This is a genomic window from Sphingobium aquiterrae (assembly GCF_037154135.1).
GTDB classification, from domain to species: domain Bacteria; phylum Pseudomonadota; class Alphaproteobacteria; order Sphingomonadales; family Sphingomonadaceae; genus Sphingobium; species Sphingobium aquiterrae.
In genome coordinates this window covers 216734-242394 of the sequence record NZ_JBANFL010000005.1, presented here as the reverse complement: position 1 = coordinate 242394, position 25661 = coordinate 216734, and the positions used below count along the sequence as shown (strand labels likewise).

The following is a 25661-nucleotide window of genomic DNA, read 5'->3' as shown; positions in this document are numbered from 1 at the left end:
GGCCGATATTGCTGCGATTGCCGGGCGTGGGCACGAGAATTCCGCGAGAACGGACTCAATTGGCAGCAAAAAGTTTCTACGGCCATTGCCAGAATGACCGGCTCAAAGTGTCTAACGAGGTATGGTTGCATCATTTGTTTGCAGAAATGTGACTCCCGTTCCGTGCGTAAAGGCAAGGACGCCTGTGTGTCAGTGTGGTTCGCGACCGCCTGGGCCGCATACCATGGCATTGGCCATGGACGAGCGACCCCGGCTTTGGATTCACGCGCGCGGCCGGATTGAGGAGTCCCGTTCCAGCAAGGAGGAATCCTGTGTTTATTGGACCTCACCTGCGCGACATTCTCTCACAGATTCTCAAGGCGACTTCATTCGATTCACTTTGCGAAAGCCTGGCTCGCGGTGCGAAGCAAATGGGCTTCGATCATGTGGCGCTGGTTCAGCACGGGAATCTGCCGCGCCTCGCCGAACGTGCCTTGGTGGTGACGAACTACCCTGCCGAATTCATAAACTCCTACATCGAGAATCATCACTATGTGTTCGATCCCGTCTACGAAGTCAGCGAGCTGCTTGATCGACCTTTTTCGTGGGATGAAATACCAGCGATCGTTTCCCTACGCGAACCGCAACTGGCGCTCTTCGGAGCGGCGCGGGTCCATGGTCTTTCGCATGGCGTGACGGTGCCTCTGCATGTTCCGGGAGAACCGCGCGCGTCCTGTACCTTCGCAGCCTCCCGGGTCGTTGAGGCAACACCCGACCTCCTGGCTGCACTTCATGTCATCGCTTCTTTCGGGTTCAACATGGCCCTGCGCCTGTATCAGCCCGCACGGCGGAATGCTGGCCCCAAGCTCACCCGCCGGGAGGCTGAATGCACGACACTCGTCGCGCTCGGCAAGACCGATTGGGAAATCGGCAAGATCCTTGGTCTTGGTGGAGCCACGGTCAAATATTTCATATCGGTCGCTATGCAGCGTTACGGCGTTTATAAACGTTCGGCTCTCGTCGCCCGAGCTTTAATGGATGGGCAGATATTAAAAGAAGTGAACGACAGCGAATAAACTTGCGGCGACGATTAGCAGGTTCGACAATCGCGAGATGCCGCTCGACCGCCATAGAGCGATTGCATTGCCTCTTCGCGGAGGGGTTTGGTTGAGGAAGCGTAGCGCGAGGAGGGGGAGGGGGCGACGCTGACGGCAGCCTCATCGCTGAACGATCTATTTGCCAGTGATGCTGACGCCAATGCGCTCCGCCAGCTTGATGATGTCTGCGTAGGTCGCTGGGTCGTTGACGATATCCACCGCCGATGCGTGTGTAGATAGCGGGGCCGCCCCGGTCTGGTCACCGAACAGCATGATGGCCAGCGATCGATCGTCCTGGCGCGATACCCAGCACAGACCCTGCACATCAGGGCATTGCGCGTGGATCGCCTCTGCCCATTTGCGGGTTTGAGGATAGACGTCTTTTTCGGTTTCAATCAGCTCACCGCGCTTGATCCCGAGATTTCGCAAAGCCGTGCTGCTGAGATCGACGAGCAGCAGATCGGTCGTTGCGAGCACTTGGGAATAATGGTGCCCTCTGAGCTTGCGCTTCGAGAGAGACTTGAGCCCGGGCGCGAAGGGTACGTCATGAAAGACTGATTCCATCCCTGCGCAGTCGAAGGTTTCGCCGCCATAGATGGTCGGGATCGAATTGCCCTTGGCATCGCAGATGGGGCTGAAGCGCGCATTACCATCCGGACCCGGATTGAACTCCTCTCCCCGAAAACGGTCCTGATGAATGCGGTGGATCAGCCGCGTCTTTGGCCAGGTGGTCGTGTAGATGAGCTTGGCGAGATCGGTAGGAGGCGTCGGGATGATGATGCCCGTGCTTGCCGCGGTTGGAACAACCGGCGTTGGAGCGAGCGGGGCAGGGCTAGGCGTCGGGGTGATGGTGCCCTTTTTCCTAGCCATGCAGGACGCCGTCGATCTCGTCTTGAGCGGCTGCCAGCACGCGATCGGGATCACTCTTAAGCATATCCATTGGCCGGACGCCGCCCAGGAAGCTGTTCACCGAAGCGAACCAGATAGCGATGTCCCAGTCCTCGAGATCGCTTCCGAAACGCTTGAGAATGGGGGCGAGGCCCTTCAGCGGACGGTATCTGGCGTCGGCGTCAAGCGCATATCCGGGATAATAGTCATTTCCCTTCTGGCGGACGGCGAAAATCTTGCCATCGCGTTTCCACTTGTTGGGCTGGGCGCTGGCGTTCTGGCCACTAAACCCCGCGAGTTCGGAGAGCTGCGCGGCGGTTAGCCACTCGGCCGACATGAGCACCTCTGTCCGTGCCTCGGCGTTCATTCGGGCCTCTGCGACAAGATGCTGCGGAGGCGGCACCTGCGGGACGAGCGCGTCGACGAGTTTGTCGAGCGTTTCCTGATCACGGCGGGCAAGACGCGCGAGAATGAGCGGGGTGATAAGAGTTACGGCCTGAGCGAGCGCCTGCCGAAGCTTCGGAGTCCCATGCTCCAGCGCCAGCGCGACGACTTGATCGTCATCGGCCGACCGAAGCTTCTTGCGAACCTCGGCGGCCGTGCCGGATAGAGTCTCGAACGCTACGGCGCCTGGCTCGTCGGGATAAATCGTTGCCATGAATCGATCCAATCGGATATGTTGGATATTGATATAGCACAATATCCTAAATAATCAATATCGACTACCCGCCTTGTCAGTTGTTGGGGCAGAGGATGTCGATCGGAATCGCACTGGTGGCCGAAGCGGCCATGACCGAGGTCGAGGCGCAACAGCGAAACTTGGGCAATGTCATGTCTCTGAAAATATAGCCTGGACTGAGAGCTTTCCGGACTGTCTTGCTGGACGCAACGAAAGCGGCTCCCAACGGATCGCATGGGACAATGTAGGCTTGGTGGTTTTATGCGCCTGGAGCTTGCCAATTTTCGTTTTTCGCGTGTCCCTATGATAGAGGGGGGCGCGTGCGTTCCTTCCGTTGGATGGAGGGAATTCCGAAGTGTCGCTGGGATCTAGACTGAAGAACCGCATTCTAAAGCGGTTGCTTGATCTGGTGACAGACGATGCTCAGCCGAATCTCAATGCGCTCAACGATATTGTGAAGAACGTCCGCATACTCGAACTGAATATGAAGGCGTTCGGCTATGATCTAGGCCGGAAAATGGCTGCGGCATTGCCCGTTAACGCCGAAACGCAAGCTCACTTCGTTGGCCTTGATTCGAAAGCATCGACGCAAAGCGACATTGAAAGCCAGTGGGTTGCCCATTGGGCGGCACAACTCAAAACGGCCATCGTCTATCACCGGAAGCTCTGGGAACTGACGTATGTTCTTCAAGCGATCTATGAGAACGGCCACATGACGAGCGGGAAGCGCGGACTCGGCTTTGGCTGCGGCGCGGAACCGATACCTAGCTATCTGGCCGCACAGGGTGTTCAGGTCACAGCGAGCGATGAGGCAGCCGCCAGCGCGGAGGCTGCCGGTTGGGCCAGCAGCAACCAACATCTCGGTTCTTCGCCAATCCCGTTTCAATCGCACCTGATCGACAAGGAGACGTTCGAACAGTTTGTCTCCATTCGAACAGTGGATATGAATAATATTCCAGGCGATCTTCGAGGTTATGATTTTTGCTGGTCGATTTGTGCACTTGAGCATCTTGGGTCTATAGATGCCGGGTTGCGCTTCATTGAAAATTCGCTCGATACTTTATCGCCGGGTGGATTGGCTATCCATACGCTCGAAATGAACGTCGAGAATGATGGGCCGACAATAGATAACTGGCTGACAGTGCTTTATCAAAAAAAACATATCGAGAAATTCGCCAGACATATGGCGGAAAAGGGCCACGAAGTTGCGCCACTAAATTTCGACTTTGGCGAACACCCGATGGATCAGTTTATTGATCTACCGCCGTGGCACTATGATCCTAAAACCGATCATGCCAAGAAATTAGGCAATCCCATCCATTTAAAGATCGCAATAGATGGATTTATAAGCACTTCATTTGGGATAATTATCAGAAAGTCGGCGAATAGAAATTTAACCGATTAATGGGAATAGGAGGTCTCAATGAGAAGCTACTTTATTCCGCTAGCGGCCGTATTTCTTTCAATACTAAATTTTTCGCCCGCTCATGCTCAAGCACACCCCGAGCTATACGACTATCTAACGCAGGATGTTTGCTTGAATTCGTCTGGCGCAGTTGTCGCGGGCGATCCTGCGACATGCCCGAACCGGCGCAACATCGGCCTTTACGAAAACTCGCCCTATATTGTTACAGACTTCGATAGCGTTACGGGGGCAACGTATTCCGCCACAAACTCATTCCCTGTTCTGGGAACCGATGGCTACACCCGAATCATGGTTTCGAAGAACCTTCAGGGAGGGTTTAACTCGAACTTCCAATTCAGCTTTTCCGAAGCCCGTGACGGTTACGACTTGATTGACGTGACATTCACTACCAGCGCGTCCTTCATCCGCACATCGGATGGCGGTTGCTACGATCAGATTTGGTCAAGATCAGCGAGCTACTCCACGCCGGGCGCCCGTGCGGGCGGTTGGAGATTGTTCCCCCTTCCTTCGGCACCGAGTTCATGGCCGCAAACAAATTCGGCTACCCATGCCACATACCATATTCAACTTACGCCCAATCGCCCTGGTTGTGTGAGTGGAAGCTCAATAGGACGAACCTATTGGAATGCACCTGCTCAATATCAATTTGAGACGGGAAAGCTGCTCACTGCGATTCGGTCCGATCACTTTGCGGCCGAAAATCTGTCACAGCAGAACAACGCGCTGGAGCGCTACTACTTCACCAAAGAGTATGGCTACACCCGTTGGGAGGCGTGGATTCCTCGCAGTCGTTGCTATCAGGAGCGCGGGACTACGGCTCCGATCTGCCATCCTGAATCGACAAACTACCCCTTGCAGTCCCGTTGCAAGGTCATGAACGTCTCTTCCACAGGCCATCCCGGCCTTGATAGGTGGGGCAATCAGGATTGGGTCAGGGTCGATTGCCGCGACCAGACCAACTACGTTGCGTTGAACACGCCGCAGATCATGCTCGATACCGTCATGGCGCAGACCAATGGTGTCGTTGATATCAACTTCCATCAGCTCAATGAGAGTCTGGCGACCTACGCCGCACCGGGGACGACGCTGCTTTCCAATCAGACCATTATGTCACCGGATGGGCGGTTCACATTCAGAGCGCAATCAGACTTCAACGTGGTCCAATACATGAATGCCACGCCGCTGTGGGCATCGAACACGGCCGGCGCGAGCGTCATGGGGCGGCTGGCTTTTCAGACGGATGGCAATCTCGTTCTCTACAACAACGTCAATGTTCCATATTGGTCGAGCGCATCGCCCGGTTTTCCGAATGCGGCTCTCTACGTGAAGAACGATGGAAACGTCGTGATCCTCTCCAATAGGGCGCGCGGAGCACTTCTATGGAACACAAACACCTGCTGTCACTAGTCGTTAGTGTTCGGCATGCCTGTGTATCTGATGCCGCCGGTCCGGAGGTGAAGGTTAGATGCTGATGTCTGGCTATGCACGACTGGCCAGACCAGCGACGAAGTTAGGTCAGGGTTCGATGCCATATTTGCCGCTGATTACTACACTAATCGGCCCGTTAGTCGGGATCTGGCTGGGCGTCGTCCTGACCGAACGAAAGACCTATCGCGAACGGGCGTGGGAACTGAAAGCCCGTGCCTATTCCGCGATATTCGAAGCGCTGGAAAAGATGCGCCGATCCTATGAACGTTCTTACAATGCAGAAGTCAGGGGCCGGGAGCGTGACGAGGCGGAGGAAGAAGCGGACAATCACGAGTTCCGCTCGACGAGGGACCAGCTTTTCATCCTGATCGCCAGCGAGAGCTGGATTCTGCCCGATGAGGTGAGCCACCAGATCACGAGCCTCGAAAAGCAGCTATCGATTCGGCACGATAGCTATTTTGAAGGCGTTGATGATGGACGTATCGCCGTTCGCGATACCGCTGCAAGGTTGAGGCATTTTGCACGTCGAGACATGGCGACCCTGCCTCGATCCTGGCGCCCACGGCCCTTCTCGAGGGAAGGAAGGGGCGATCAGGCCACGCTGCCTGGGAAACATTCGTAGATCATGCGCCTCTATCACTTTGTGCCTGCCGAACACGGCATCTCCAACATCGAGCGCCGGCGCTTGAAGATCGCGACGTTCGATCAACTCAACGATCCGTTCGAGCTATTGGCTGTGGCACCCGGGACCGCGGATGAGCGTGCCGCCTTTCGTCACACTAAGGCCCAGATGGCGGAGCGGGCAGGTCTGCTATGCTTCAGCCGCAAGTGGCATAATCCGGTTCAATGGTCGCATTATGCGGGGAAGCATTCCGGGCTTTGCCTTGGCTTCGATGTAGCCGACGATATCGTCAAGCCGGTTCGGTATCAAGCGAAGCGCGTACCCTTCGACCCGGCGATCCTGGGCGATGAGGAAAAAGGGCTAGCTTTCATTCTGGAGTTGTCCTGCATCAAGTTTTCGCATTGGAAATATGAGGACGAGGTCCGCGCTTTCGTTGGGCTTGAGGATATGGACCGGGAGAGCGGAAAATATTTTGCTGAATTTTCTCCCAAGCTTGCGTTGCGCGAGGTGATTGTGGGCGCAGCCTGCACAGTAACGCGAGTTGAGTTGGCGCGCGCGCTGGGCGATCTTGCTGGAGAAGTACGGCAACGCAAGGCGCGGCTTGCCTTCAGATCCTTCCGAGTGGTGACGCAGCAGAAGAACGATTATTGGTCCTGAACGGAGTCGACCATGCGCCCGCACGCGGCGAACGCATGGTGATGCCAGTGAGGTTCCTCCGCATTTTGAAAGGGGGCGCAACGTACTCCTTCAAGGTGTACATATCTTGACCAACAGCATCATTTCGCGTACTAATTGAAATTGTACAAATGGAGGTGGCGATGCCCCGGGCTGTGGTGGAAGACAACAAACGCATGAGCCTGCGGATCCGACCGGAGCAAAAGGCTTTGCTCGCCCGGGCTGCTGCGCTCAATCATACTGATTTGACGACCTTTGTTACGCGATCGGCTCTTCGTGTGGCCGAAAGCGTGATCGAAGAGGCGGAGCGGACGAAGCTAAGCGAGAGAGACAGCCTCCTCGTGCTTGATCTGCTCGACAACCCACCTCCGGCGAATGCGAAATTACGCGCGGCCATCGCCGCGATGCCAAAGCGAGCATGATGCTTCCTTCGTGGCATGAGGAAGCGATCTCGAAAGCCCATGACCGAGCCTCGTTCGATTGCGGCGATGAGGAACTGAAGACCTTCCTGCAACGCTATGCGCGGCAAAGCCACGAGGCCGGAGGAGCCAAGACCTTCCTGGCGATCGATGACTCAGACAACAGAACGGTTCTTGGATTCTACAGCATCGCGCCCGGCAGCATGAACTATGCCGATACACCTGAGTTGGTTAAGCGTGGCCTCGCAAGGCATGAAGTGCCCGGCTTTCGGCTCGCACGGCTTGCGACGGACATTCGCCAACAGGGACAGGGGCTCGGCGGGCAACTCCTGGGAGCGATCGGCCGTAGGTGCATTCACGTCGCCGCTGAAGTCGGTGGGGTCATGCTCATCATCGATGCAAAGAGTGAGCGTGCCGCTGCCTGGTATGCAAGTTACGGTGCGGTCCCTCTGCAAGAAAAACCACTGACGCTCGTCTTGCCATTTACGACGCTGGAAAGCGAATTGAGAAACGCAGGCCAATTATAGTTATAGAGGCTGCATTGCGAAATGCACACGAGAACGTCGCTCATCTCGATGAACATAAGGCAATTGACTGCAAGTTCGATTCACACAACTGGAGCCAGAACCGAACCTCACGCTTGAGGTGCTCTCCGTATCTGTTCGCGAAGGATGGAACACCGCCACATTTTCTGCTATAGTCCAATTCTGAGGACAAGTTTGATGAATGCTGCCATCAACATCGACGAACATGGCGTGAACTTGCCGCAGCAAAAGCTGGCGGATTGGCTCTGGCACCCTTGGTATGCCAAAATTTGGTGGGCAACGATCCCCGTCTGGTGGGCGGGTATGGCCGTATCGACGAGGTTGCTGCCGTTGGCGGCTTTCTACGAAAGCGCGCTGGCGGGCTTTCTGAACATTTTGTTCTTTCCGATGACAGCACTCATGGTGCTGGGCGTTGGCTATGCGCAGCACGTGCTGGGCAGGCGACCTATTTCTGGCGATGGAAATGGAGCCGAGCTGCTCAATGTCGATTTGGATCCGTTTGGCGATGAATGGGATCGTCGCCAATGGGGACAACCCCACCCGTCGGTTGATATGTATGATCCGATGTCCGGGACGCTCTATGTCGGCAATCCGACCAGTGCGAATAACGGCACGAATATTACCTCTTCTTGAAACTATCATCGCCGTCGCCAAAGCTTCCATCGATATCTGTTGAGAAGCGGCCTGACCGGAGAACGGAGTTCTGTTCAACCGACGTGAGCGGCCCAGTAACATCGAACGTGGCGCGTCCTGCATCGGCATCGTGCAGATAGCGATTGCGCATACCATTCGGTCCCAAGATGCGATCCGACAATTCTCGCGAAAAGGCTTCTTCCGGGCGGCCGGATCGGGCAGCGGCCCGCTCGGCGGCGGCTATGGCGTTGCGAACATCGTGGTTGACGATGTCCAAGGACGATTGTGCATTTTCGGTCGTGATGCCGACATCGTTGCTTCGAAAGCCGACTGAAGCGCCAACACGGCCGCTCGTAGAGTGCGCCTGTTGAACGGTTGGTCCTGGGGGTGCCTTCTGCCCCTTCTGAGGCACTCCACCTCTACCGCCGGTGGTTTCCGATTCCGTTTCCGAATTGGAAATGCCACCGCCCAGCTCAAGCCCAACATTGGTCCCCATTGTGGTCTGATCCTGTGCGGATCGGGTGAGCCCGCGCTGCCATCCAGTTTGTGCGATGATGGACTGCACATCCCGTGTGAGCGTGTCCGCTACCTGCGGATTGAGCCGCCAATTGCCGTGTCGATCCATCTCGAAGCCGCCCTTGAGCCAGTTCTGCATCATCGCCTGGCCCTGTTCGCCGCCCCCCAGAAAATGCTCAATGGTGTCAGGGCCTGCCTGCTTCCCCGCCTCGAACCGCGTGCTGGTATCGCTGCGTCCGGATTGCTGGAACCCGACCGAGCTGGAGACCAGAACGTCATTCTGCGCAAAGCTGAACCTTGCGCGTCCGCCGTTGGCGATCGCACCGAGCTGGCTTTCGTTGATGAGGCCACCGCGCCACATCTGTGCGGCAGTTTCCGGCGTCAGGTTGAGGCTTAGGTCGCCGTTCTGTGCCATGGCGATTTCGCGCTTCGACATGGTAACGCCATGCTCGCCAAGCAGTTGCTGCATACGCGTCAGTCGCTCGTTATCGACGATCCGGGTGAGCCGCTCATTGCGCGCACGGTCCGCAATGCCGGCCGCGCCACCCTCAGCCATATCCGTCTGGTTGCCGACGCCCTGGCTCAATGCGCGAACGAAGCTATCTAGACGTGCCGCTTGACGTACCGACATACCCGCCGCGGCCGCGCCCTCCGCAAAGCCGGCATTGTCGGCCTGCCGACGCTGCTCACCGATGCGGGCGGCTGAACGTGTGCCGTCATGGCCGACCTCGCGCTGTGCATCGAGCTTGCCCGAGCGTTCAGCGAAATCGTAGCCGGCAGCCTCGCGCGTGCGGCCATAGACGCTGGTGCCTTCACGGCCTGCCTCGGCCGTTGCGCCGTCGGCGGTGCCGACCTGCACGGCGGCGTTGTATGTCTCCAATGCGTGCAGCACCTGGGCCTCATTGCGGCCGGTGGCGCGGGAGAGTTGGGTAATGGCGGAGGAGCGGGCTTCGCCGGAGAGGGCGTTGATAAAGCTGATGCGGCGGGAGGTCTCCTGAACGGGGAGGCCGAGCATAGATGCGGCGTTGCGCTGCCCTTCGTTGCTCCCGGTCCTGTGGGCCTGCTCGGTTGCGACGTTCCGTCGCTCGATCGGTGCCACATTGTCGCCCGCGAAGTCGCGCCGTCCTTCCATCGCTCCGACCTGGACCTGCGCGCCGGTGAGGTCGTTGCGCAGCATCTGTTCCTGGTCATAGGTATTGGCGATGAGCTTGGCGAAGGTTGGATCGGCCGACGCCTGGGCGATCACCGTCGAGGCCTTGAGCGCGGCATCCTTCTGGTCATAGCCGTTGCGCTCGAAGTGCCGCTGCGCGCCCTGCATCATCATGTCGTAGGATCGTTGATCCCCGAACGCCCGCCACTGGACCATCTTCTGCGCGAAGGCGGCAAAGGCGCGTTCGCCGGACTGGCCCTCGCCAAAATAGCCGGTGCCCAGATTTCGGAGCGCGTCTTTCTCGGCAAAATTATGGATCGCCGATGTCGTGGCGTTGTCGCGCACTGCGCGCACGGTCGCGGGGTCGGAAAGGCTCCGCCCGGTGAGGGCAGGGGAGAGGCCGCCCATTTCGCGTGCCGCATCGAGTCCGCCTAGCCCGAATGCCGCCGTTCCGGATGCGCCTCCCCCGTGCTCGCCGATCACCCTGCTTGCCGCCCCGAAGGCCCGGTTGGCGCCGAAATTGGACCGCTCGCCAAAGTCGCCAAAGCTTGATGTCGCGCTGCGCCGGGCCATTGTGCCGGCCGCATTCGACTGCGCCTCGAGAGCGCCGGCATAGCCTTCGCTCGTCGTGAGGGGCGCGGCGGCCGCAGTGCCCTGGCCCTGGACTCCGAGGGCGCCGCTGGTGAAAGCCGTGAACACATTTCCCGAGAAGCGGAACACTGTGAACACGAACGCCCCAGCAAGTCCGGCCGCGGCTGTACGGAAAGACCCAAATATCGCGAGGGCCTTCATTGCCGAAGACGGCGCCAGCATCCATGCATTGGCCGCGACATTGTTTGCGCGCATCTCGGCCAGCACGTCGGTCGCGCGACCCAGGGTCAGCTGATAGATCCCGGCGTCGATCACGCCCCAGAGGGCAACGAACACAAACAGGCCCAGCGCGAAGCTGGCGACGCGAAGATTGATCGGTGTCAGGATGAACAGCAGCGCGACCGGCATCATGAACAGCATGATGCCGAATACCGTGGCGCGGATGGTCGGCATCCATTCGTTTGCGGTGGACATGGTGGCAAGGCCGCTTGAGACAACGGCCCGATTGGCCATGACGCGGGCGGCCGTGGCTGGACTGTCCTCAAACAGGACGTCGCCTATTGTGCTGCCAAGCATTACGCTGGTCAGGAATTGCTGAAGCGAAGCCGGGTTATCCATCATCATCCCGCCGAGTTCGCCAATATTGGCCCGGCAGCGCTGAAGCTGAGCAGCATTGGCGATGTCATAGCCGGTGCGGGTGCAGACCTGTGCGACATAATTATCGAACAGCGCCGGTTCGGACAGCCGCGTCGAGATATGCTCCCATGCCTCGTTGCAACTCACCGTCGTTCCCGCCTTATCCGAGGACGTGAAAACGGTGCTGAACGTCGCTGGACCCGCCATCGCCGCGAAGGCTGAGGGGAGGTCCGTTGTCGTGCGAAAGAGCTGATCGTCATCGACGCCGTAGGCGGGCGACACCCGCGCCACCGGATAGCATTGACGCACATAGTCCTTGATCGTCGAATCCAGGAATACATCGGTCATCGGACCGCGTGGGCTCGCAGCGTTCAGGAACAGATCGAAACTATGCCCGCCCGCGCCGAATTCCAGCTTGGCATGGGGGTCCGTCGTGTTGTCGTCGATGACCTCGGCCAGCGCACGCTCCATCATGTTGGTCATGCCAGCAACGAGAACAATCAGATTCGGGACGTCGCCAACAGGTTGGTAAGCATTGCGCACCCGGTCATAGATATGAACCGTGCCGGTGGTGGCGACGAGCCCGACGAAAAGCCCAACTCCGATCAGCATCTGGAACCCGAAGGCCACGATGCCCATGCCAGAACCTTTGACGCTTGCGAGCAGCGCGCCCAGGGCAATGCCAACCACTGCGACGATCAGCACCAGTGTTTCATATCTCGGGTCGCCGAAGATCATGGAGACGAGGCGGAAGGCGTCGACAGTCTCGGCAAAACCGTCATAGGTGTGGAAGCTGGTGTCGATCGCCAGCGCAGGTGTTGCCGTAAACGACAGTGTGAGCAGGGCGGTCAGGACCGACAGGGCACGAAGGATGCGTTTCATGGGGCTGATCCCGATCAGCGGTTGCGGTTGGCGGCAGCGCCGGCGGCATCGCGGGCGTCTCGGTCGCGCTGGCGAACGACCCCGGCATAGCTGGCTGAAAGGTTCGCCTGATTGAGGGCGGCCATATAGGACTGACGCATCTGTGCGCGCTGGCGCAGCACTTCGTCCCGCAGGTCGCGCAACTGCTCGATGCCCTTGGTCAAGATGCGCGTCTGGCACACCTTGGCGTTGCCCGCGTCGCTCGCGCCCGCCACGCTCACTCCGCGCTCCGCGTTCGATACGGCAAAGTCGATCGACCGGGTGAGGTCGTTGAGCATCTGATAGGCGAGCGTCAGCGCGACAAGTTCATCGGTGTCGCCGATCACACTGTCGACGACGCCCTGACGCACGCCCCATTCCAGCAGACGATAGATCGGCAGTGTCTTCACGTTGGCGACGAACTGCCGTTCATCCGCCGTCAGCGCGCTGCGGGTCCGGATCTTTGTCGCGATTGAGTCCATCCGCGAGCGGGCGAGGATCAGCGCGCCTTTGCCGGCTCCATCGACCGAGCAATCGGCAGCGGTCGGCGGGATCGCAAGCGTCCGGGACTGGACCTTGCCGGTCAGGAAATCATCGACGCTCTCGGTATCCTGGCGCGGACAGGCGGGAATGGCTGAGAAAATCGGCACCTTGTCGGCCGGGTCCCAGCGCATGTAGACGTCGCCGACCCTGGCACGCATCACGCCCGCCCAGTCGGACGCGCCGACGCGTGCGGAAGCATGGGCGAGAAGAGAGCCCGTCTTGAAGATCTCGGTGACCTCCGCTGGACAATTTTCGAGCGCGTCCTTCAAATCTTCGGTCGGGCTATTGGCGTTCGCCTGAATTTTCTCGCGACTGTGCTGATAGCTTTTGGAGAAGCCTTCCTTGACCGACTTGTAGCCCGTCATCTCCTCGATGATGCCCGACATGTTGTCGTCGCCCTTGGCGATCTGGACCATGCGGTTGGCGAGCCGGCAATCGTTGACCTGGATCGAGTTCAGGAAATTGGTCGCCGCCTCCATCTTCGAGATGATGTTGCCCATCTTCTCGTCGAGCGTTTCCAGCAGATACTGGAACGCCACGGCGGGCGCGGCCTGCAGGATGCTCTCGAGCTTCTGAACGAGATAGTCCGGGTCCAGAAACGACATACCGCCCAGGAACATATCGATGCCGCCGCAGCCCGCCTTAACCTTGGGCAGCGTAACGCTCATCAAGTAATCGTTGTGAACATCAACCCGGCCCGACATGCCACCCGCGGTCACGTAGCCCCTGGTTTGGTCTTCGAAGCTGCCGGGGCTGGTATAGGTCACATTGTCGAACCAACTCTCCGCCCAGCCTTGAGCTTGGGCTGGCGTAGAGAGAGCAGCGAGGGCAACAAACGGCAGGGTGCGTACGCTCAGACGGCGCAGGGTGGCCATGGCAGGCAGCTTTCGATGGATGGAGCGAGGAAACTGTCCCCCATGTCAGTTCCTCGCCCGGTTTGCGGATGGGCGCGTGGGAGCACCCACGATCCCGGTGAACTTCGACATGCCGCGTACGCCGACTGCGGGTTTCACACCTGTCAGCATCTTGGCGGCCAAATAGAGATTTCGCGCCAGATTGGGCGCATGATCGGTGCCGATCGCTATTGGGATGATGCGCCCCTGGTCGGCGATCGGCCGAACCCAGGCGACCGGATGACCGACCCAGGGCAGACCGAGCCGCCCGGAACGCACCATCGCTTCCTGTGCGCCGATCGTGCGGACCTGCCAGCGGTAGCTGACTCCGAGCGCGCCGAGCCTGGTCCAGAGATCCGCGCAGGGAATGCAGCCGGGCGCCGTGCTCATCTCGATGATGAGGGTGGGAGCCTGACCTTTGAGCGTCTCGGCAAAATCAGGCGGCCAATCGCGCGTGACCGGCACACGGGCAAGCCATTCGCGCATCTCGCTTTGGCTGGCAACCGGGTGAATTGCCGCGCGCATTGCTTGCTCACGGGTTGGGGCCTGCGCGTTGGCGGGCACGCTCACCACATTCAGGGAAGTAAGCGCCAGAACGGTGAGGGAGCGCATCACGGCCGCGGCTCCGCACGAACATCAACCAGGTCGCCGCCCAATGCACGGGGATCGGTAGCCGAGACCGGCCCATTGGCGAGGGCGTCGAAGAATCCGTCTTCCTCGCCAGCGCCGGTCATGAACTGCTCGGGGCGGATGTCTCCGGCGAGCAGCCGCACCGCCTGATAGGCCATCTGGATGAGGTTCGGGTACGCCTCGACTCCGCTGGCGATCACCATGCGCTGCTGGCTGTTCCGGCGAATGATCATCGTGGTTGGCGTCACCTCGACCCCGAACCGCTGCGCCAGCTCGGGCTTGCGATCGATATCCTGCAAGGATACCTGCCAGCCCATCTCCTCCTGGAAACGCTGGACAATCGGCCATTGGACGCGGCAATATCCGCAGGTCGAGCGCGAGAACATGACGAGCGCGAACTCGTTGGCGCGGGAGCGCAGATATTGGCGACGGACCTGGTCCTTTTGCGCCGATAGTTGGTCGCGCGCATCGCCGACCATGGGATTGGCTGACTTGGCGTTGAGTTCTGGATGCTGGAGCATGGCGATCTGGGTGACACCGGCAAAGGCGCGGGCCTTACGCCGGGCGAAGTCCTGCAACCGCCAGAAGTCGGCGACCGCATCGATGGTGAGCACGGTCGCGGCATAATCGCGCTGCTGCTCGATCAGCTTTCGAATCTTCGGCGGCGTCCATGTCGCCAGCTCCGCCATCGGGGGGATGGCCGGCTTGACCAGCGCGTCGGAATCGTCGGGTTCCTCGGCGGGCTTGGGCGGCGTCTGATACCACCAATAGCCGGTGCGGCGCTCGTCGCGCTGCTGCGCTTGCGCGGCGGGAGCCGAGACCATGGCGATCGCGGCGAGGCTGAGCGCGAACCGCTTCACAGCAGCTTCTCCATCCGGCGCAGGCGATCGATCTCGACCGGGCCATAATAGCGGCTGTCGAACCCGCTGACATGCGAGGAGCCGACGAAGATGGTGCCGGGCAGGATCTGCCCATTATCGGGCTGCCAGTGATCCAATTCCTGCCCATTGTGACCATAGGGCTTGCTCACGCCCAGCAGGTGCTCGTTGCAATAATACCAGCCATCCCATTTACCGGGCGTCATCGAGGGTTTCTCGATCATCGAGATGCGGTCGCCCGGCAGGCAGAGTGCATATTTGGTGACGATCACCGGCTTGGGACCGGCGAGCGGGTGCGACAGGGTGAACGAGACGAGATCGCCGCGCGCGATCGGCCCCGCCGCTTTGCGGATCAGATAAGCCTCAACCGAAGGACTCATGACGATCGTCACCTGGGGCAACGCCCAGAACGTCAAAAGCCCGATGGGCAGGACGATGCCAAAGGCCTTCCAAAGCTGTTCCGGGCGCGGTGGCTGGCCAAGTCCCGAACTGCCAAGCGCTACCGCTGCCTTGAGCGGTAGTATCTTGAGCTCGGCCCATCCGGCTTTAGCGGCCCTGTAGGCGAGCCTGAGCATCGCGCACCTCCTTTTTGCCGCCGAGGCGGGCATATTCTTCGAGCAATCCGGAAAGCGCCGCGTCGCCATAGACGATGTGCGCGGCGCGCGGGCTGTCATCCTCCCGCTCGCAATAGGGCAGCGCCGGATCGCCCGGCACCATCGCGAGCGCGGGGACGCGGGCGACGCCGTGCTGGCGGAAGATGAGCGGATCGACGATCAACTGCACATCGCGCATCGGGCAGGCCGGGCCCTCGCAGCCAGGATCGAGCCGCAGGATCTCGGCCGAGAGCTTGGCCATGGGCGCAACCTTGGTCAGACCGCCCGGCATGCCCCGGAAGGCGAGGATGCCGCGCGCCTTCTCGAGCTGCGCGGCATAGGTGCGCAGCGTCGTCACCGGCATCGAGGACGAAACGAACAGCACCGGCACCCAGCCTTTCGCGGACACGGGCTTCGTCACCCCGGCGACGGCGTCCATGTCGGGCGCTTCCAGTCCCAGAGCCTGGCCGAGCCGCCGCGCCATCGCTTCGCGCTCGGTCGCCATCGCGTCCTTGCCCTGGTCGAGCGCGGTGCGAGCGCGCGTATCCATCTCTGTATCTTGAACGCGGCCGCGCAGACCGTGGAACGCGCGGCGGCGCAATTCTTCCGATGGGGTTGGAAGCGCGGTCGGCCCGCTGGTCTCCGCCTCCTTCTTCCGCGCAGCCGATGCGCGTTCGAGCCTTTCGAACGCAGCATCGCCCTCGGCGGCAGCGCGATCGCGTGCGTTGTCCGGACGCGGACTGTCCTGCGCCAAAGCGGACGCGGAGGCCAGCATCGCGAGTACGGCGGCCAGACGGCGCGCGCTACTTCTCGATAACCCGCATATAGGCATCGATCTTGTCCTTCATGTCGATCTGGATGTGGTCTTGCGCGCGGGCCTCGATCTCGGAGTAATATTCGGAAAGGTCCATTTTGGAGAAATCCAGCGCCTGGAACTCTTCCGGCGTGAAGCCGCGGCAATAGGGCTGCTTGGGCGTGCCCCAGCCAAGTCCGTTGAAGCTCTTGAGCTGCGGGCGGCCCTGTTCCTGGATGATGCGGCCGAGCTTGGTATTGAAACAGCAATGGCCGCGCGCCTTCTGGACGCAGATGCCGAGGATCTTCGAGCTGCAATAGCTGCCGACCTCGTGGCACATCCCCGAGCCGCGCAGCATGCCGACTTCCATGTCCTGCTGGTCACAGCCCGAGAGCAGGAAATCCATCATGAAGTTGATGGCGAGGCTGATCGCGATCGAGGTCGGATCGATGCCGACGATGATCGCGTTGGCGCCCGCGCTCGCGGCCTGTCCGGCGGTGGCGCCGGCCTTGAACGCGGTGAACGCCGCCTTCATGCCGGTGAACACGCCCTTGGCGACGGCGATCTTGGTGCCGATCGACGAGATCGAGCCGCCCATGCCGTCCTTGACGATCTTCCCCTTGTCCTTGCAGCAATTGGAGAAGGTGGTGCGAAGCCCCGCCGGGCGGCAGCGCGCCGCGCGCCCGGAGAATATCTCGATATTGCCGAGGCACGCGCCATCGGCATCGACCGCGCCATCGGCCGGAACGCCCGGATCGTCGGGCACCGGCTCATCCTCGATCGGAGTGATGGTGAGATCTGCGCACTGGTTGGGCGAACAGGCGGGGCCGCCATCCTGCGGCAGGCAGGCGAACTGCTCGCCCAGCGGACAGCTATAGGCGCCGTCCTGTTGCTGGACGCACGAGACCTTCTGCAGGGGACATTGATGTTGCCCTAGCGAGGTGATCTCGCAGGCCGCCGTCTCGCCGGGATCGTCGGCATCGCCATTGCCGTTGAGGTCCGCCGCGCAAATCTGCGTGGTCTGCGCCAGCGCGGGCGCGGCGGGCATCACCATGGCCAGGGCCGCGAAGAGCGCGGCTATGAAGGGTATGAAGGTTCGGCGCATCAGCGGGACTCCGAGGTGCAGATCATGTCCGCGCCGCCGAGCCGCACCGTCTGCATCATGACGATCGCCTCGGGAAAATCGTCGAGGCAGCCGCAGTCCGAGACCTGCTCCTCGCCATCGCCCACCGGGCAGACGTCGGCGCTGGCGCTGGAACGGGTGCAGGCATGATAGAAAGTGTCCCAGCCTGTGGGCGCGTTCTGGCGCGCGCCGACTACGCCGTCGGGCGCGACCCCGGTGTTGGCCTTGGGCGCGCGGGTCTTGCAGATCGGCTCGCAAGCCGCGACCGAGCCGCGATCGGGCAGCGAAAACGCGCGGGACGAGGTGGCATAGCCGCCATCTTTGGTCAGGACCCGGTCGGCCAGCAGCGTCTCGGTCGAATGGTCGATGATATAGGCACCGCGGCTGAGATCGGGCTGCGGCAGCACGCCGGTGTCGATGGTGCAGCGATAGCGCCGGTCGCGCTCGAACCAGGCACGCACGAGGCTCAGCGAACAGGCGCCGCTCTCGAACAGCCGGGTCTGCGGCAGCGGCGTCAGGCCGGTGCCGACGCCATTGCGGAAAGTCTGGACGCCGTCGACAGTCTCATCGTGAAGCTGGCAATTGGCGTCGGCGGCATAGCCGGCGCACATATCGATAAGCCGTTCGGTCGGATTGCAACTCAGATCGAGCGTAGCATCGATCCGCGCCGACACCTCGCCTTCGCCGCCGACCGCGACCCGCACCCAGATCTCGTGCGCGCCTTTGGTGAGGTAGGGCTTCAGGTCGAGATTAGGATAGGCATACCAGGTCCGGCCACGCTCGCATTTGCCCGGCGGCAGGCCGGCTCCGGTCCAACTGCCCGGATCGGCATGGACGAGCACGCCATCAACGCGGACCTGCACCCAGTCGTCGAACAGGATCTGCGAGAGCCGCGCCGAGACGAGGCGATCGGGATCGCCCACATCAAGCGTCATCCGGAAATCATGGATGCGGCAGCTTCCGCCGCTCAGGCTGTCGTCGCGCGGCGATCCCAGCAGGAACGCGCGGGTCTCGGGCGTATCGGCATAGGTCGCATAGCCGCCCGATGTCCGCGCGATGATGCCGTCGGCTGTCACGGCCTCGAGCTTCACCTCGCGCCGGATCGTACAGGCGCGAATCTGCTCGGCCTTGCCCATGCCGGCGGGCGAGCCCTTCAATGCCTGGAACACGCTGTTGCCGGCCGCGACCGACGCGGCATCGCCCTGGATCTGGGCGGGATTGGCGCGATAGACTGTCTGGGCGAGCGAGGGATTGGGAGCGCAGGCGGTGGACTGTGCGCCGGTATAGCGGATGATCGGCCCGTCGATCGCCGCCTGGGCGACGCCGATGCGCGGGTCGGCGCTGGTGAGCGCGCCCACCACACCGCCGCCGATGTCCTTGAGGGTCGCGGCCATATTGCCCCAGACGAGGTTGCTGCCGCAGCTATTGTTGACGCAGTAGCAGCCCGCGAGCGCGGTCAGGTCGACTTGCGCGAGCTTGAGATCGCCTGCGGCGGAGACGTCCCATCTGTAGCTGCGGCACTGGTTCCAGGTGCCGGGCTGGCAGGCGATCACGCCATTGGCGCAGATGCCCGACACCGGCATCGGCAGGGTCAGCGTCTGGTCGAAGGCGCCATTGAGATCCTTGTCGCGCGAGATGCGCAAGGCCGTGATGTCGCCGGTCGATCCGGGCTGGGCGAGGATTTCGAGCAGGGTCGCGGTGGTCTGGCAGGCGAGGCTCGGATTGAAGCTCTTCGTCCCGTCGATGGTGGTGATCGCCTCGCCGGCAAGGCCCGGCGTCAGATAGTTTTGCTGGATCGCCTCGCTGTCGGCGCTCTTCTCGCGCGCGGCCTCGGCGGTGGTGCGGGCGCGTTCCTCCATGGTCTGCGCCTGCGCGGCGATCGGCAGCGCAAGCGAAGTTGCCAGCAGAAGGAGGCCTCGCCAGGTCATGATGGCCTCGCCTTCGTGCTGCGCGAACCATAGGCGAAGCGGAACACGTCTCCCGCCCGGAACGCGGTGGATCCGGGCGAGAGTAGCTGAAAGACTGCCTGGCCTTCAAAAATAGTCAGCGCGGCCGAAACCGGAAGCGCGGCGGTTGGGGGCGTCGCCGGCTTCGCTGGGGTACATTCGGCCGCGCTGACCAAGGGTGGAGTGGCGGCGGCAGGGGGAACCGCCACCACTCGCGCCGCGCGCCCAACCACGGTGGGGAGCAATCCGTGACGAGCGGACCGGCCGCCCGCGCGGGACGCGCGGTTTGGGGGAAGCGATCTGCTCATGGCGTGGAGACCCCCGCGCAGCAGATCGCTTTTTCGAAGAGCATGAACTGGGCATTGTCTTTGCCGGGGGCATGTTTGCCGCTGGTCCACAGCGCGCCCGGACGCCCGATATTGACGCATTTGCCGCCCTTGACGGGCTCCATGATCTGGAGCTTGTAGCGGCTCTTGGTCCAGATCGGCTGCGCCTTGAGCGAGCAGCCATCCTCGGAATGGATGGTGAGCAAGCCCAGGCGCCCCATCATGAAGGTGGTGCGCGCGGCAAGGCCGGCCCAGGCCTCGACCCGGTCACCCATATGGATGTCGCCGGCGATTGGATAGGTCGCGCCCCAGCTTCCCATGCACCAGAAAAGCGGGTCGATCGTCTTGCCGGCGGCGGCCGCCGCGCTGTCGGCCATGCACGCGAGACCGGCGGCGGGGTTGCCGAACAGGATGCCCTCGGGCTGGATGATCGCGCCCAATGTGCCCGACTGCCAGGTCGGCAGCACCTCGGTGATCATCGCCACGTCGAACCCTTCATCCTCGATGCAGGGCAGGTCGGTGAACATGTCGAGCATCTTCCAGACCGGCGAGATGTAGTAATGCGCCTGCGCGAACAATTTGGTCGTGTTGGTGCCGTCCGAGATCGACGACTGGCTACCCTGGAGCTTGCCGCCGGTCGGCAGCAAATCGACGCCCAGCGCCATCATGCAGCCCGGCTCGGTCACGACGTCGACCATGCGGTTGGGCGACCAGAAGCTGACCTTGACCCCGAACCAGAAGGTCGCGCCCTTGCGGCAGGCGCATAAGGGTTTGGAGGCCGATTGTGCGTCGAGCGCCTTGTCGAGCTTGTCGAAGCTGCCGACCCGCACGCCGCCGATGGTGATCGGGAAGATGCAGTTCCAGCGGACCTTGGTGATCGGATTGAAGATCGTGCCCGCCTCGCACTTCGAGGCATGGGCCGGGGCCGCTGGCATGAGCAGCGCCAGCGCGAGCGCCGCAGCTCCGGCGCGCAGCGCGGATGCGATACGGGTCATGGCCGTTTCTCCTGGGGAAGACCTTGGCCTCCCTTGCGCTCCAGATGGACTTCGGTGAGTTCGAGGCGTTGGCCGGCCTGGCGGACGATGACGGGGGCGACGGTGAGGCCGAGCCGGTCCTTGACCCGCTCCTCGAGGATGAACAGCGCGCGGCCGTGGCGTTCGCCGAGTGACAGCGCATCATCCTGACTGTCGCCGCTGCCGGTCAGAAGGATCCAGTCGGTGAACGCGGCCGTCTTCAGCGCCCAGCCAAGATCACGCGGATGGACGATGACGAGGCGCTGCGGCAGCGACACATAGGTCAGCGGGTTGAAGGTGAAGCCTTTAGGATAGAGGATCTTCCCGTCCGGCAGCCGGATTTCCTGATCGAGCGTGTAGAAGGGAACGACGCTGCGCACGCGGTCCGCCTTGGCGGTGCCGAGCATGGCGCCCTTGAGCGCGCTCCACCCCGAGCGCGGGCCGAAGCGCGGCGCAATGCTTGCTGGCTGGCGCGCCACAGCCGCCTCGATCTCGGCCATCGCGTCGGGCTCGGCGATCGGCCAGGTCCGGCCGACATTGGATGTCTCGGCTTGCGCTGATCCGGCGAGGATCAGGGCACCGACGATCATCGCGCCGATCAGCGCGGACTGGATCGCGACAACGTGCCAGCCTTGGGGAAAGCCATTATCGTCCACGGCGGCGTTCCCTCCAGTTTGGCGGCGGGTTGCGGCTCTCGCCCCAGACGGCGCAGCAAAGACCGGTCGTGCCGACGAGCAGTGCGAGCCAGATGAGCGGGCGCGTGCCATCGAGGTCGGCGCCGGACCAGATCAGCAGGAAGGCCTGGACCAGCAGGATCAGATGCGTGCCGACCAGCAGGCGGATCGACGACTGGCAGGGCGCGGCGGAGAAGATGCCGTTCATCGCCGCCTCCGCATGGGAAGCATGGCGCAGCGCGACCGGTGCGAGAGGAGCCAGTTCGTGACCTTCGGCCCGAACGTCGCCAAGGCGAGCACGAACGGACCGCCGGTGATCCCGGCGACAGCGACCACCCCGGCAATGAATTCGAACCTGGCGAACTCGGTTACGCCAGCGCGCACGAGGCCGACATAGGCGGCCGCACCGATCAGCGGTCCGGCCAGGGTCAGCATGATCCTGTCCTGCCGCCATGAGGCGCGGTCCATGTTCAGGATGTAGTCGGACACATCGCGCGCCCTTGCCAGCATCCGGACTCGGTTGACCAACGTGCGGTTGGCCCGAACCAGATACTCGTGCAGGCTTTCGTCGGGCTCACGCGGGACCTCGGTCAGATGCGCGTCCGAATTATAGGTGAAGGGCTCCTGGCTCATGATTTCCTCCTGAGCTTTGCGAGAAGGCGACTGGCTGCGCCGGTGAGGCCGATCAGCATCAGCCCGGTGAGGAAGCAGCCGATCCCGACGGTGGCGGCGCCGGTCAGCGTTTTCGACATCGGCAGGTCGAGCGCGATGCCGGCTGCGAGCACCAATGTTGCCATCATCACAGATTCGATAATGACGAGGCGGAAGCGCCATTGGATCGCCTGGACCTCGGCCCGCTCGGCGACGCGCGCCTCGATGATGCGTTCCAGTTCAGCGTCGGTGTTATCGACGAGACGCAGAGGCAACTGATCTGGAGATACGGAATGGCGCTTCATGACCTTACGCTCCGCTTCACGTCGACGGTGCGTTCCGGCTGCTCCGCACCTCCGAATATCTCGGCGGGGTCGACGCCGGCCAATTGGCACACGGCTTCGAGCGGCGTGAGCCCTGCGCGCACCAGGCTGTCGAAGGCCGCGACCTCTTCAGGCGCGCTGGTGTTGATCCAATACGAAAAAGGGTCGACGACGAGGCGAGCGATGCCGAGCCCGAGCGGACTGTCGATGAAGACTTCGCTATAATTGGGCTTGTTGTTGCGGACCGATTTCAGGAGATCGAGGACGAACCCCGAATAGTCGAGGATGCGGTTCTCGACCGCCTTGTCGTAGGTCGATCCCTGCAAAAGGAAGCGCGTTGCCGCATTTTCGAGGATCACCTGACCGGTGCCGCCGAACAGCAGCAGATCGTTCATGCTCTGGAGAATGATCCCGAAGCTGCCGCGATACTTGCGCGCCCGGCGATATCCCTGGCTGATCGCTTCGGCGAGCCGCGACAGATCCTGGCCCTCCTGGCGCGTCATGAACTGCGCCGCCTCGTCGCACAACACGAAGCGGGGGCGGTCGCGGGCTGACAGGTAGAGTTCCTGTGTAACCGCGTTGATCACGACCATGATCACCACGTTGAACAAGTCGGGCATCGACTTGAGCCGCTCCAGCTCCAGCACGACAAATTCGTCGCGCGAGATGTCGAAGGTGGAAGGGCCGTTGAAATAATGGCCATAGGCGCCGTCCGACCCGAAATCGCGCAAGTTGAACGCCAGCTCGCGCGCGGTCGGCACCAGGTGATCCACCCGGTCCAGGTCTGAGGCGGTGTTCGCGGGATAGGCGCCGAGCCATTCGCGCACCGCATCGATCCCGGCTTCGGCGCGGCCGCTGTCGATCGCCCATTGCACGGCCGACTTGAGCAGGTTCCATTCGCTGGTGGTGACCGGCTTGCGGGTGGCGGCGTTCGCCATCTCCGCGACGATGGCGACCGCCATCGAGATCGCGGATTCGCGGTCATCGCCGTCCATCGCGAGACCGAGGTCGAACGGGTTGAGCACGAGATGCTCTTCGCCGAGATCGATGTATCGGCCCGAGCAGAGCGTGCAGAGCTTGCGGTATGACCCGCCGATATCGATGATACGGATGAGCGCGTTCTGCGCGAAATATTGCTGGCAGAGGTTGTTGAGCAGGAAGCTCTTTCCTGCGCCTGATTCCGCTGAGACGATGAAATTGTAGTTGTTGATGCGCGGGTCGAAGAGGTCGAGCGTGATGAGTTGCCCCTTGCGTCCCGTATAGAGAAGGGCAGGGCGTCCACCTCCGCGGAAATCGGTCTGGATCGGTGACATCAGCACGGCGGCGCGCGCCGGCACGCGGAAATCGCGCTGGAGCATGCCAATGGTGCGCCGGTCAGGATAAAGTCCGAACGGCAGGCTTGCGGCGAGCAGGATCGGGTTGAGGTAGCTTTCCTCCTGGACCATCCAGGGCAGTGGCTCGCTTTCCCACAACCGCTTTGCGCGGGCCGCCATCTCGCGGGCCTGATGCCGATCGCTGCCGAACACCCACATGGTCGGGATCACCGAGACGAAGCGGCTGTTGCCGATCTCGTCGAGAACCCAGCCGATCTCCTCGATCTGCTTGCCGACCTCGACGGCAAAGCTGCCCGCCGCTTTCTGCGCCGAGAGGATCTGCGCGCGCTTGTGAACCTCAAAAGCAGAATGATCGAACAGGACATTCAGCGTGTAGAGAAACGGCCCACCGATCTGGTCGCTGTCTTCGCTGCTGCCGCGCATGCCGCCGGTCAGCCGATTGGCGCGCTCGGCCGTGATCCGACGCGGCGGCGATTTTGGCGTCAGGCAACGGGCGACCTGATTGCCGAGGAATACCTCCGGCCCATCGAAAGTCAGCGCTGGTCCCGCATCGATGATCTGGCGGCGGAGAGGCACATCAGCGGTCTGCGTGAACACGCCAGGTGCCGGCACATGGACGCCATTGAATATCCGTCGGTAAAGAGAGATGATCTCACCCGGCGCCATCGATCGAATGCCAAGCTTCGCCATCTGCTCTTCGATCTGGCGCTTGAGGTCGCTGTCCATGGGCTGGCGCATCTTGACCGACAGGAAGGTGCGAAAGTTGCGTACCGGGATGCCGTGGAGCGCCTTGAGACCAGCAGTGCCGGCGCGCAGATAGTCGAAGGTGCGTTTCGCAGACGCCTGGATCAACGGATCCGGGCGGCTTTTCAGGTCGAGATAGGCGTCGAGCGCATCGTCGATCAGCGGATCGGCGAAGCTCTGGATCTGGAGCACCGTCCCTTCGGGGAAATGCACGTTGAGCAGCCCGAGCAGCGCTTCATGGACATGCGCGAACATATAGGCCGAGGGGACCAGCTCCCAGGCATAGCCCCAACCATCGTCGATAGTGAGGAAAGCCTGTTCCTCCTCGACCCAGGCTGCGAGCGGCAAATAGTCGGAAAAGCTGTCGCGTTCGACGCTCCGCCGCAGCCTTGCGAGCGTCATGCCGCCGTGTTGCCGGCTCATGGCTGCGGCTCCGCATCGTTCTGGCGGTCCTGGACCTGTTCGAGGACGCTGGTGCGCGAGGCTGGCGCAACAGGTTCTACCAGATAGTCTCCGACCACCCATTGCGGGCGCTCGACCACCGAATACACATAGCGCGGCATGTAGAGCCGATCAGGTCGTTGCCGGTCGGCATAGGGAAGGATCAGCGTGCGGACCGAGCGTGGGGGCTTGAGCATGGGCGTGACAGGCTGGTCGATCAGCCCCTGCAACTCGCGATAGACGCTGTCACGATAGCCGGCGAAGGAACCCGATGATGCCTTGCCTGCACCTCGCGTGCCCTTGTCGCCCCGGAGCATCGCCTTGTCACGTGTGACGGCGGGGTCGGATTTCGAAGCCACGCCGGCCACCGCATCGGCATAGGCCTTGTCCGGGTGGATGCATTGGCCGTGATCGTCGTTCTTGCACGAGAATTTCTCGGAATACGGCGACATGACCGATCCCAATGTCGCGCACCCGCTCAGCGTAAGCGCTGCCATAACGGGAAGGACGAGGGACGCGGTGCGTGTCAGGTATCGCAGCGGTGATGACCGCATGGCTTGAACTCCCTGTTG

At 61.7% G+C, this 25661-nt stretch carries 25 protein-coding genes; 8 read left to right on the top strand and 17 right to left on the bottom strand.

The genetic code is table 11. The features are described 5' to 3' along the window. Positions 1–311 precede the first annotated feature (311 nt). Positions 312–1055 (top strand): LuxR family transcriptional regulator, encoded by a 744-nt coding sequence (locus WFP78_RS07635; protein WP_336960314.1) that lies wholly within the window; start codon positions 312–314, stop codon positions 1053–1055. A 156-nt stretch (positions 1056–1211) separates the two neighbouring features. On the opposite strand, the gene WFP78_RS07630 is transcribed toward WFP78_RS07635, so the two are convergent. Next, on the bottom strand, positions 1212–1946 hold the full coding sequence (locus WFP78_RS07630; RefSeq protein ID WP_336960312.1) for an RES family NAD+ phosphorylase: 735 nt from the start codon (positions 1944–1946) through the stop codon (positions 1212–1214). Then, a complete protein-coding gene (locus WFP78_RS07625) occupies positions 1939–2622 on the bottom strand; it encodes a hypothetical protein (RefSeq protein WP_336960310.1) in 684 nt (227 codons plus the stop codon). Before WFP78_RS07625 ends, WFP78_RS07630 begins: the two co-directional genes overlap by 8 nt. A 376-nt stretch (positions 2623–2998) precedes the next feature. On the opposite strand from WFP78_RS07625, the gene WFP78_RS07620 reads away from it, so the two are divergent. From WFP78_RS07620 to WFP78_RS07590, 7 genes are all read left to right on the top strand, one after another. Next, positions 2999–4048 carry a class I SAM-dependent methyltransferase gene (locus WFP78_RS07620; protein ID WP_168844298.1) on the top strand — a complete coding sequence of 350 codons (1050 nt, stop codon included), beginning with the start codon at positions 2999–3001 and terminating at the stop codon, positions 4046–4048. An 18-nt stretch (positions 4049–4066) separates the two neighbouring features. After that, positions 4067–5476 carry a hypothetical protein gene (locus WFP78_RS07615; RefSeq protein WP_168844293.1) on the top strand — a complete coding sequence of 470 codons (1410 nt, stop codon included), beginning with the start codon at positions 4067–4069 and terminating at the stop codon, positions 5474–5476. A 64-nt stretch (positions 5477–5540) separates the two neighbouring features. Continuing rightward, complete coding sequence (locus tag WFP78_RS07610; RefSeq protein ID WP_336960306.1) at positions 5541–6119, top strand: hypothetical protein; 579 nt, start codon at positions 5541–5543, stop codon at positions 6117–6119. A gap of 3 nt (positions 6120–6122) precedes the next feature. Continuing rightward, positions 6123–6776 (top strand): DUF2971 domain-containing protein, encoded by a 654-nt coding sequence (locus WFP78_RS07605; RefSeq protein WP_275489370.1) that lies wholly within the window; start codon positions 6123–6125, stop codon positions 6774–6776. Between the two features lie 161 nt (positions 6777–6937). Beyond that, entirely contained in the window at positions 6938–7216 is a 279-nt protein-coding gene (locus WFP78_RS07600; protein WP_004211665.1) for a type II toxin-antitoxin system TacA family antitoxin, read from the top strand. Continuing rightward, positions 7213–7740, top strand: a complete 528-nt coding sequence (locus WFP78_RS07595; protein WP_275489371.1) for a GNAT family N-acetyltransferase — start codon at positions 7213–7215, stop codon at positions 7738–7740. The genes WFP78_RS07600 and WFP78_RS07595 overlap by 4 nt, the downstream gene beginning before the upstream one ends. A 195-nt stretch (positions 7741–7935) precedes the next feature. Further along, positions 7936–8391: a hypothetical protein gene (locus tag WFP78_RS07590; RefSeq protein WP_168844289.1), complete on the top strand. Its 456-nt coding sequence runs from the start codon at positions 7936–7938 to the stop codon at positions 8389–8391. Here the strand turns inward: WFP78_RS07590 and WFP78_RS07585 are convergent. The 15 genes from WFP78_RS07585 to WFP78_RS07515 form a co-directional block, all read right to left on the bottom strand. After that, positions 8378–12166 (bottom strand): conjugal transfer protein TraG N-terminal domain-containing protein, encoded by a 3789-nt coding sequence (locus WFP78_RS07585; RefSeq protein ID WP_275489372.1) that lies wholly within the window; start codon positions 12164–12166, stop codon positions 8378–8380. The two genes, WFP78_RS07590 and WFP78_RS07585, sit on opposite strands and share 14 nt — an antisense overlap. 14 nt (positions 12167–12180) lie before the next feature. Then, positions 12181–13602, bottom strand: a complete 1422-nt coding sequence (locus WFP78_RS07580; protein WP_168844287.1) for a conjugal transfer protein TraH — start codon at positions 13600–13602, stop codon at positions 12181–12183. Positions 13603–13647: 45 nt separating this feature from the next. Beyond that, positions 13648–14232, bottom strand: coding sequence for a hypothetical protein (locus tag WFP78_RS07575; protein WP_275489396.1), 585 nt, complete (start codon positions 14230–14232; stop codon positions 13648–13650). After that, positions 14232–15110 carry a conjugal transfer protein TraF gene (locus tag WFP78_RS07570; protein ID WP_275489373.1) on the bottom strand — a complete coding sequence of 293 codons (879 nt, stop codon included), beginning with the start codon at positions 15108–15110 and terminating at the stop codon, positions 14232–14234. The genes WFP78_RS07575 and WFP78_RS07570 overlap by 1 nt, the downstream gene beginning before the upstream one ends. After that, positions 15107–15703: a S26 family signal peptidase gene (locus WFP78_RS07565; protein WP_275489374.1), complete on the bottom strand. Its 597-nt coding sequence runs from the start codon at positions 15701–15703 to the stop codon at positions 15107–15109. The genes WFP78_RS07570 and WFP78_RS07565 overlap by 4 nt, the downstream gene beginning before the upstream one ends. After that, complete coding sequence (locus tag WFP78_RS07560) at positions 15675–16271, bottom strand: type-F conjugative transfer system pilin assembly protein TrbC (protein WP_419722933.1); 597 nt, start codon at positions 16269–16271, stop codon at positions 15675–15677. The genes WFP78_RS07565 and WFP78_RS07560 overlap by 29 nt, the downstream gene beginning before the upstream one ends. A 253-nt stretch (positions 16272–16524) precedes the next feature. Then, positions 16525–17619 (bottom strand): conjugal transfer protein TraN, encoded by a 1095-nt coding sequence (gene traN / locus WFP78_RS07555; RefSeq protein WP_275489376.1) that lies wholly within the window; start codon positions 17617–17619, stop codon positions 16525–16527. Continuing rightward, positions 17619–19565 carry a hypothetical protein gene (locus WFP78_RS07550; protein WP_275489377.1) on the bottom strand — a complete coding sequence of 649 codons (1947 nt, stop codon included), beginning with the start codon at positions 19563–19565 and terminating at the stop codon, positions 17619–17621. Before WFP78_RS07550 ends, traN begins: the two co-directional genes overlap by 1 nt. Before the next feature lie 322 nt (positions 19566–19887). Beyond that, the gene (locus WFP78_RS07545) at positions 19888–20904 is read right to left on the bottom strand and encodes a TraU family protein (RefSeq protein ID WP_275489378.1); all 1017 of its coding nucleotides are present in this window, start codon (positions 20902–20904) and stop codon (positions 19888–19890) included. Next, on the bottom strand, positions 20901–21578 hold the full coding sequence (locus WFP78_RS07540) for a conjugal transfer protein TraW (protein ID WP_419722932.1): 678 nt from the start codon (positions 21576–21578) through the stop codon (positions 20901–20903). The genes WFP78_RS07545 and WFP78_RS07540 overlap by 4 nt, the downstream gene beginning before the upstream one ends. Continuing rightward, the gene (locus WFP78_RS07535) at positions 21568–21804 is read right to left on the bottom strand and encodes a hypothetical protein (RefSeq protein ID WP_004211681.1); all 237 of its coding nucleotides are present in this window, start codon (positions 21802–21804) and stop codon (positions 21568–21570) included. The genes WFP78_RS07540 and WFP78_RS07535 overlap by 11 nt, the downstream gene beginning before the upstream one ends. Further along, a complete protein-coding gene (locus WFP78_RS07530) occupies positions 21801–22229 on the bottom strand; it encodes a hypothetical protein (RefSeq protein ID WP_275489379.1) in 429 nt (142 codons plus the stop codon). Before WFP78_RS07530 ends, WFP78_RS07535 begins: the two co-directional genes overlap by 4 nt. Next, the gene (locus WFP78_RS07525) at positions 22226–22552 is read right to left on the bottom strand and encodes a hypothetical protein (protein WP_275489380.1); all 327 of its coding nucleotides are present in this window, start codon (positions 22550–22552) and stop codon (positions 22226–22228) included. The genes WFP78_RS07530 and WFP78_RS07525 overlap by 4 nt, the downstream gene beginning before the upstream one ends. Continuing rightward, the gene (locus WFP78_RS07520) at positions 22549–25071 is read right to left on the bottom strand and encodes a TraC family protein (RefSeq protein ID WP_168844279.1); all 2523 of its coding nucleotides are present in this window, start codon (positions 25069–25071) and stop codon (positions 22549–22551) included. The genes WFP78_RS07525 and WFP78_RS07520 overlap by 4 nt, the downstream gene beginning before the upstream one ends. Next, on the bottom strand, positions 25068–25643 hold the full coding sequence (locus WFP78_RS07515) for a TraV family lipoprotein (RefSeq protein ID WP_336960294.1): 576 nt from the start codon (positions 25641–25643) through the stop codon (positions 25068–25070). Before WFP78_RS07515 ends, WFP78_RS07520 begins: the two co-directional genes overlap by 4 nt. Positions 25644–25661 lie beyond the last annotated feature (18 nt).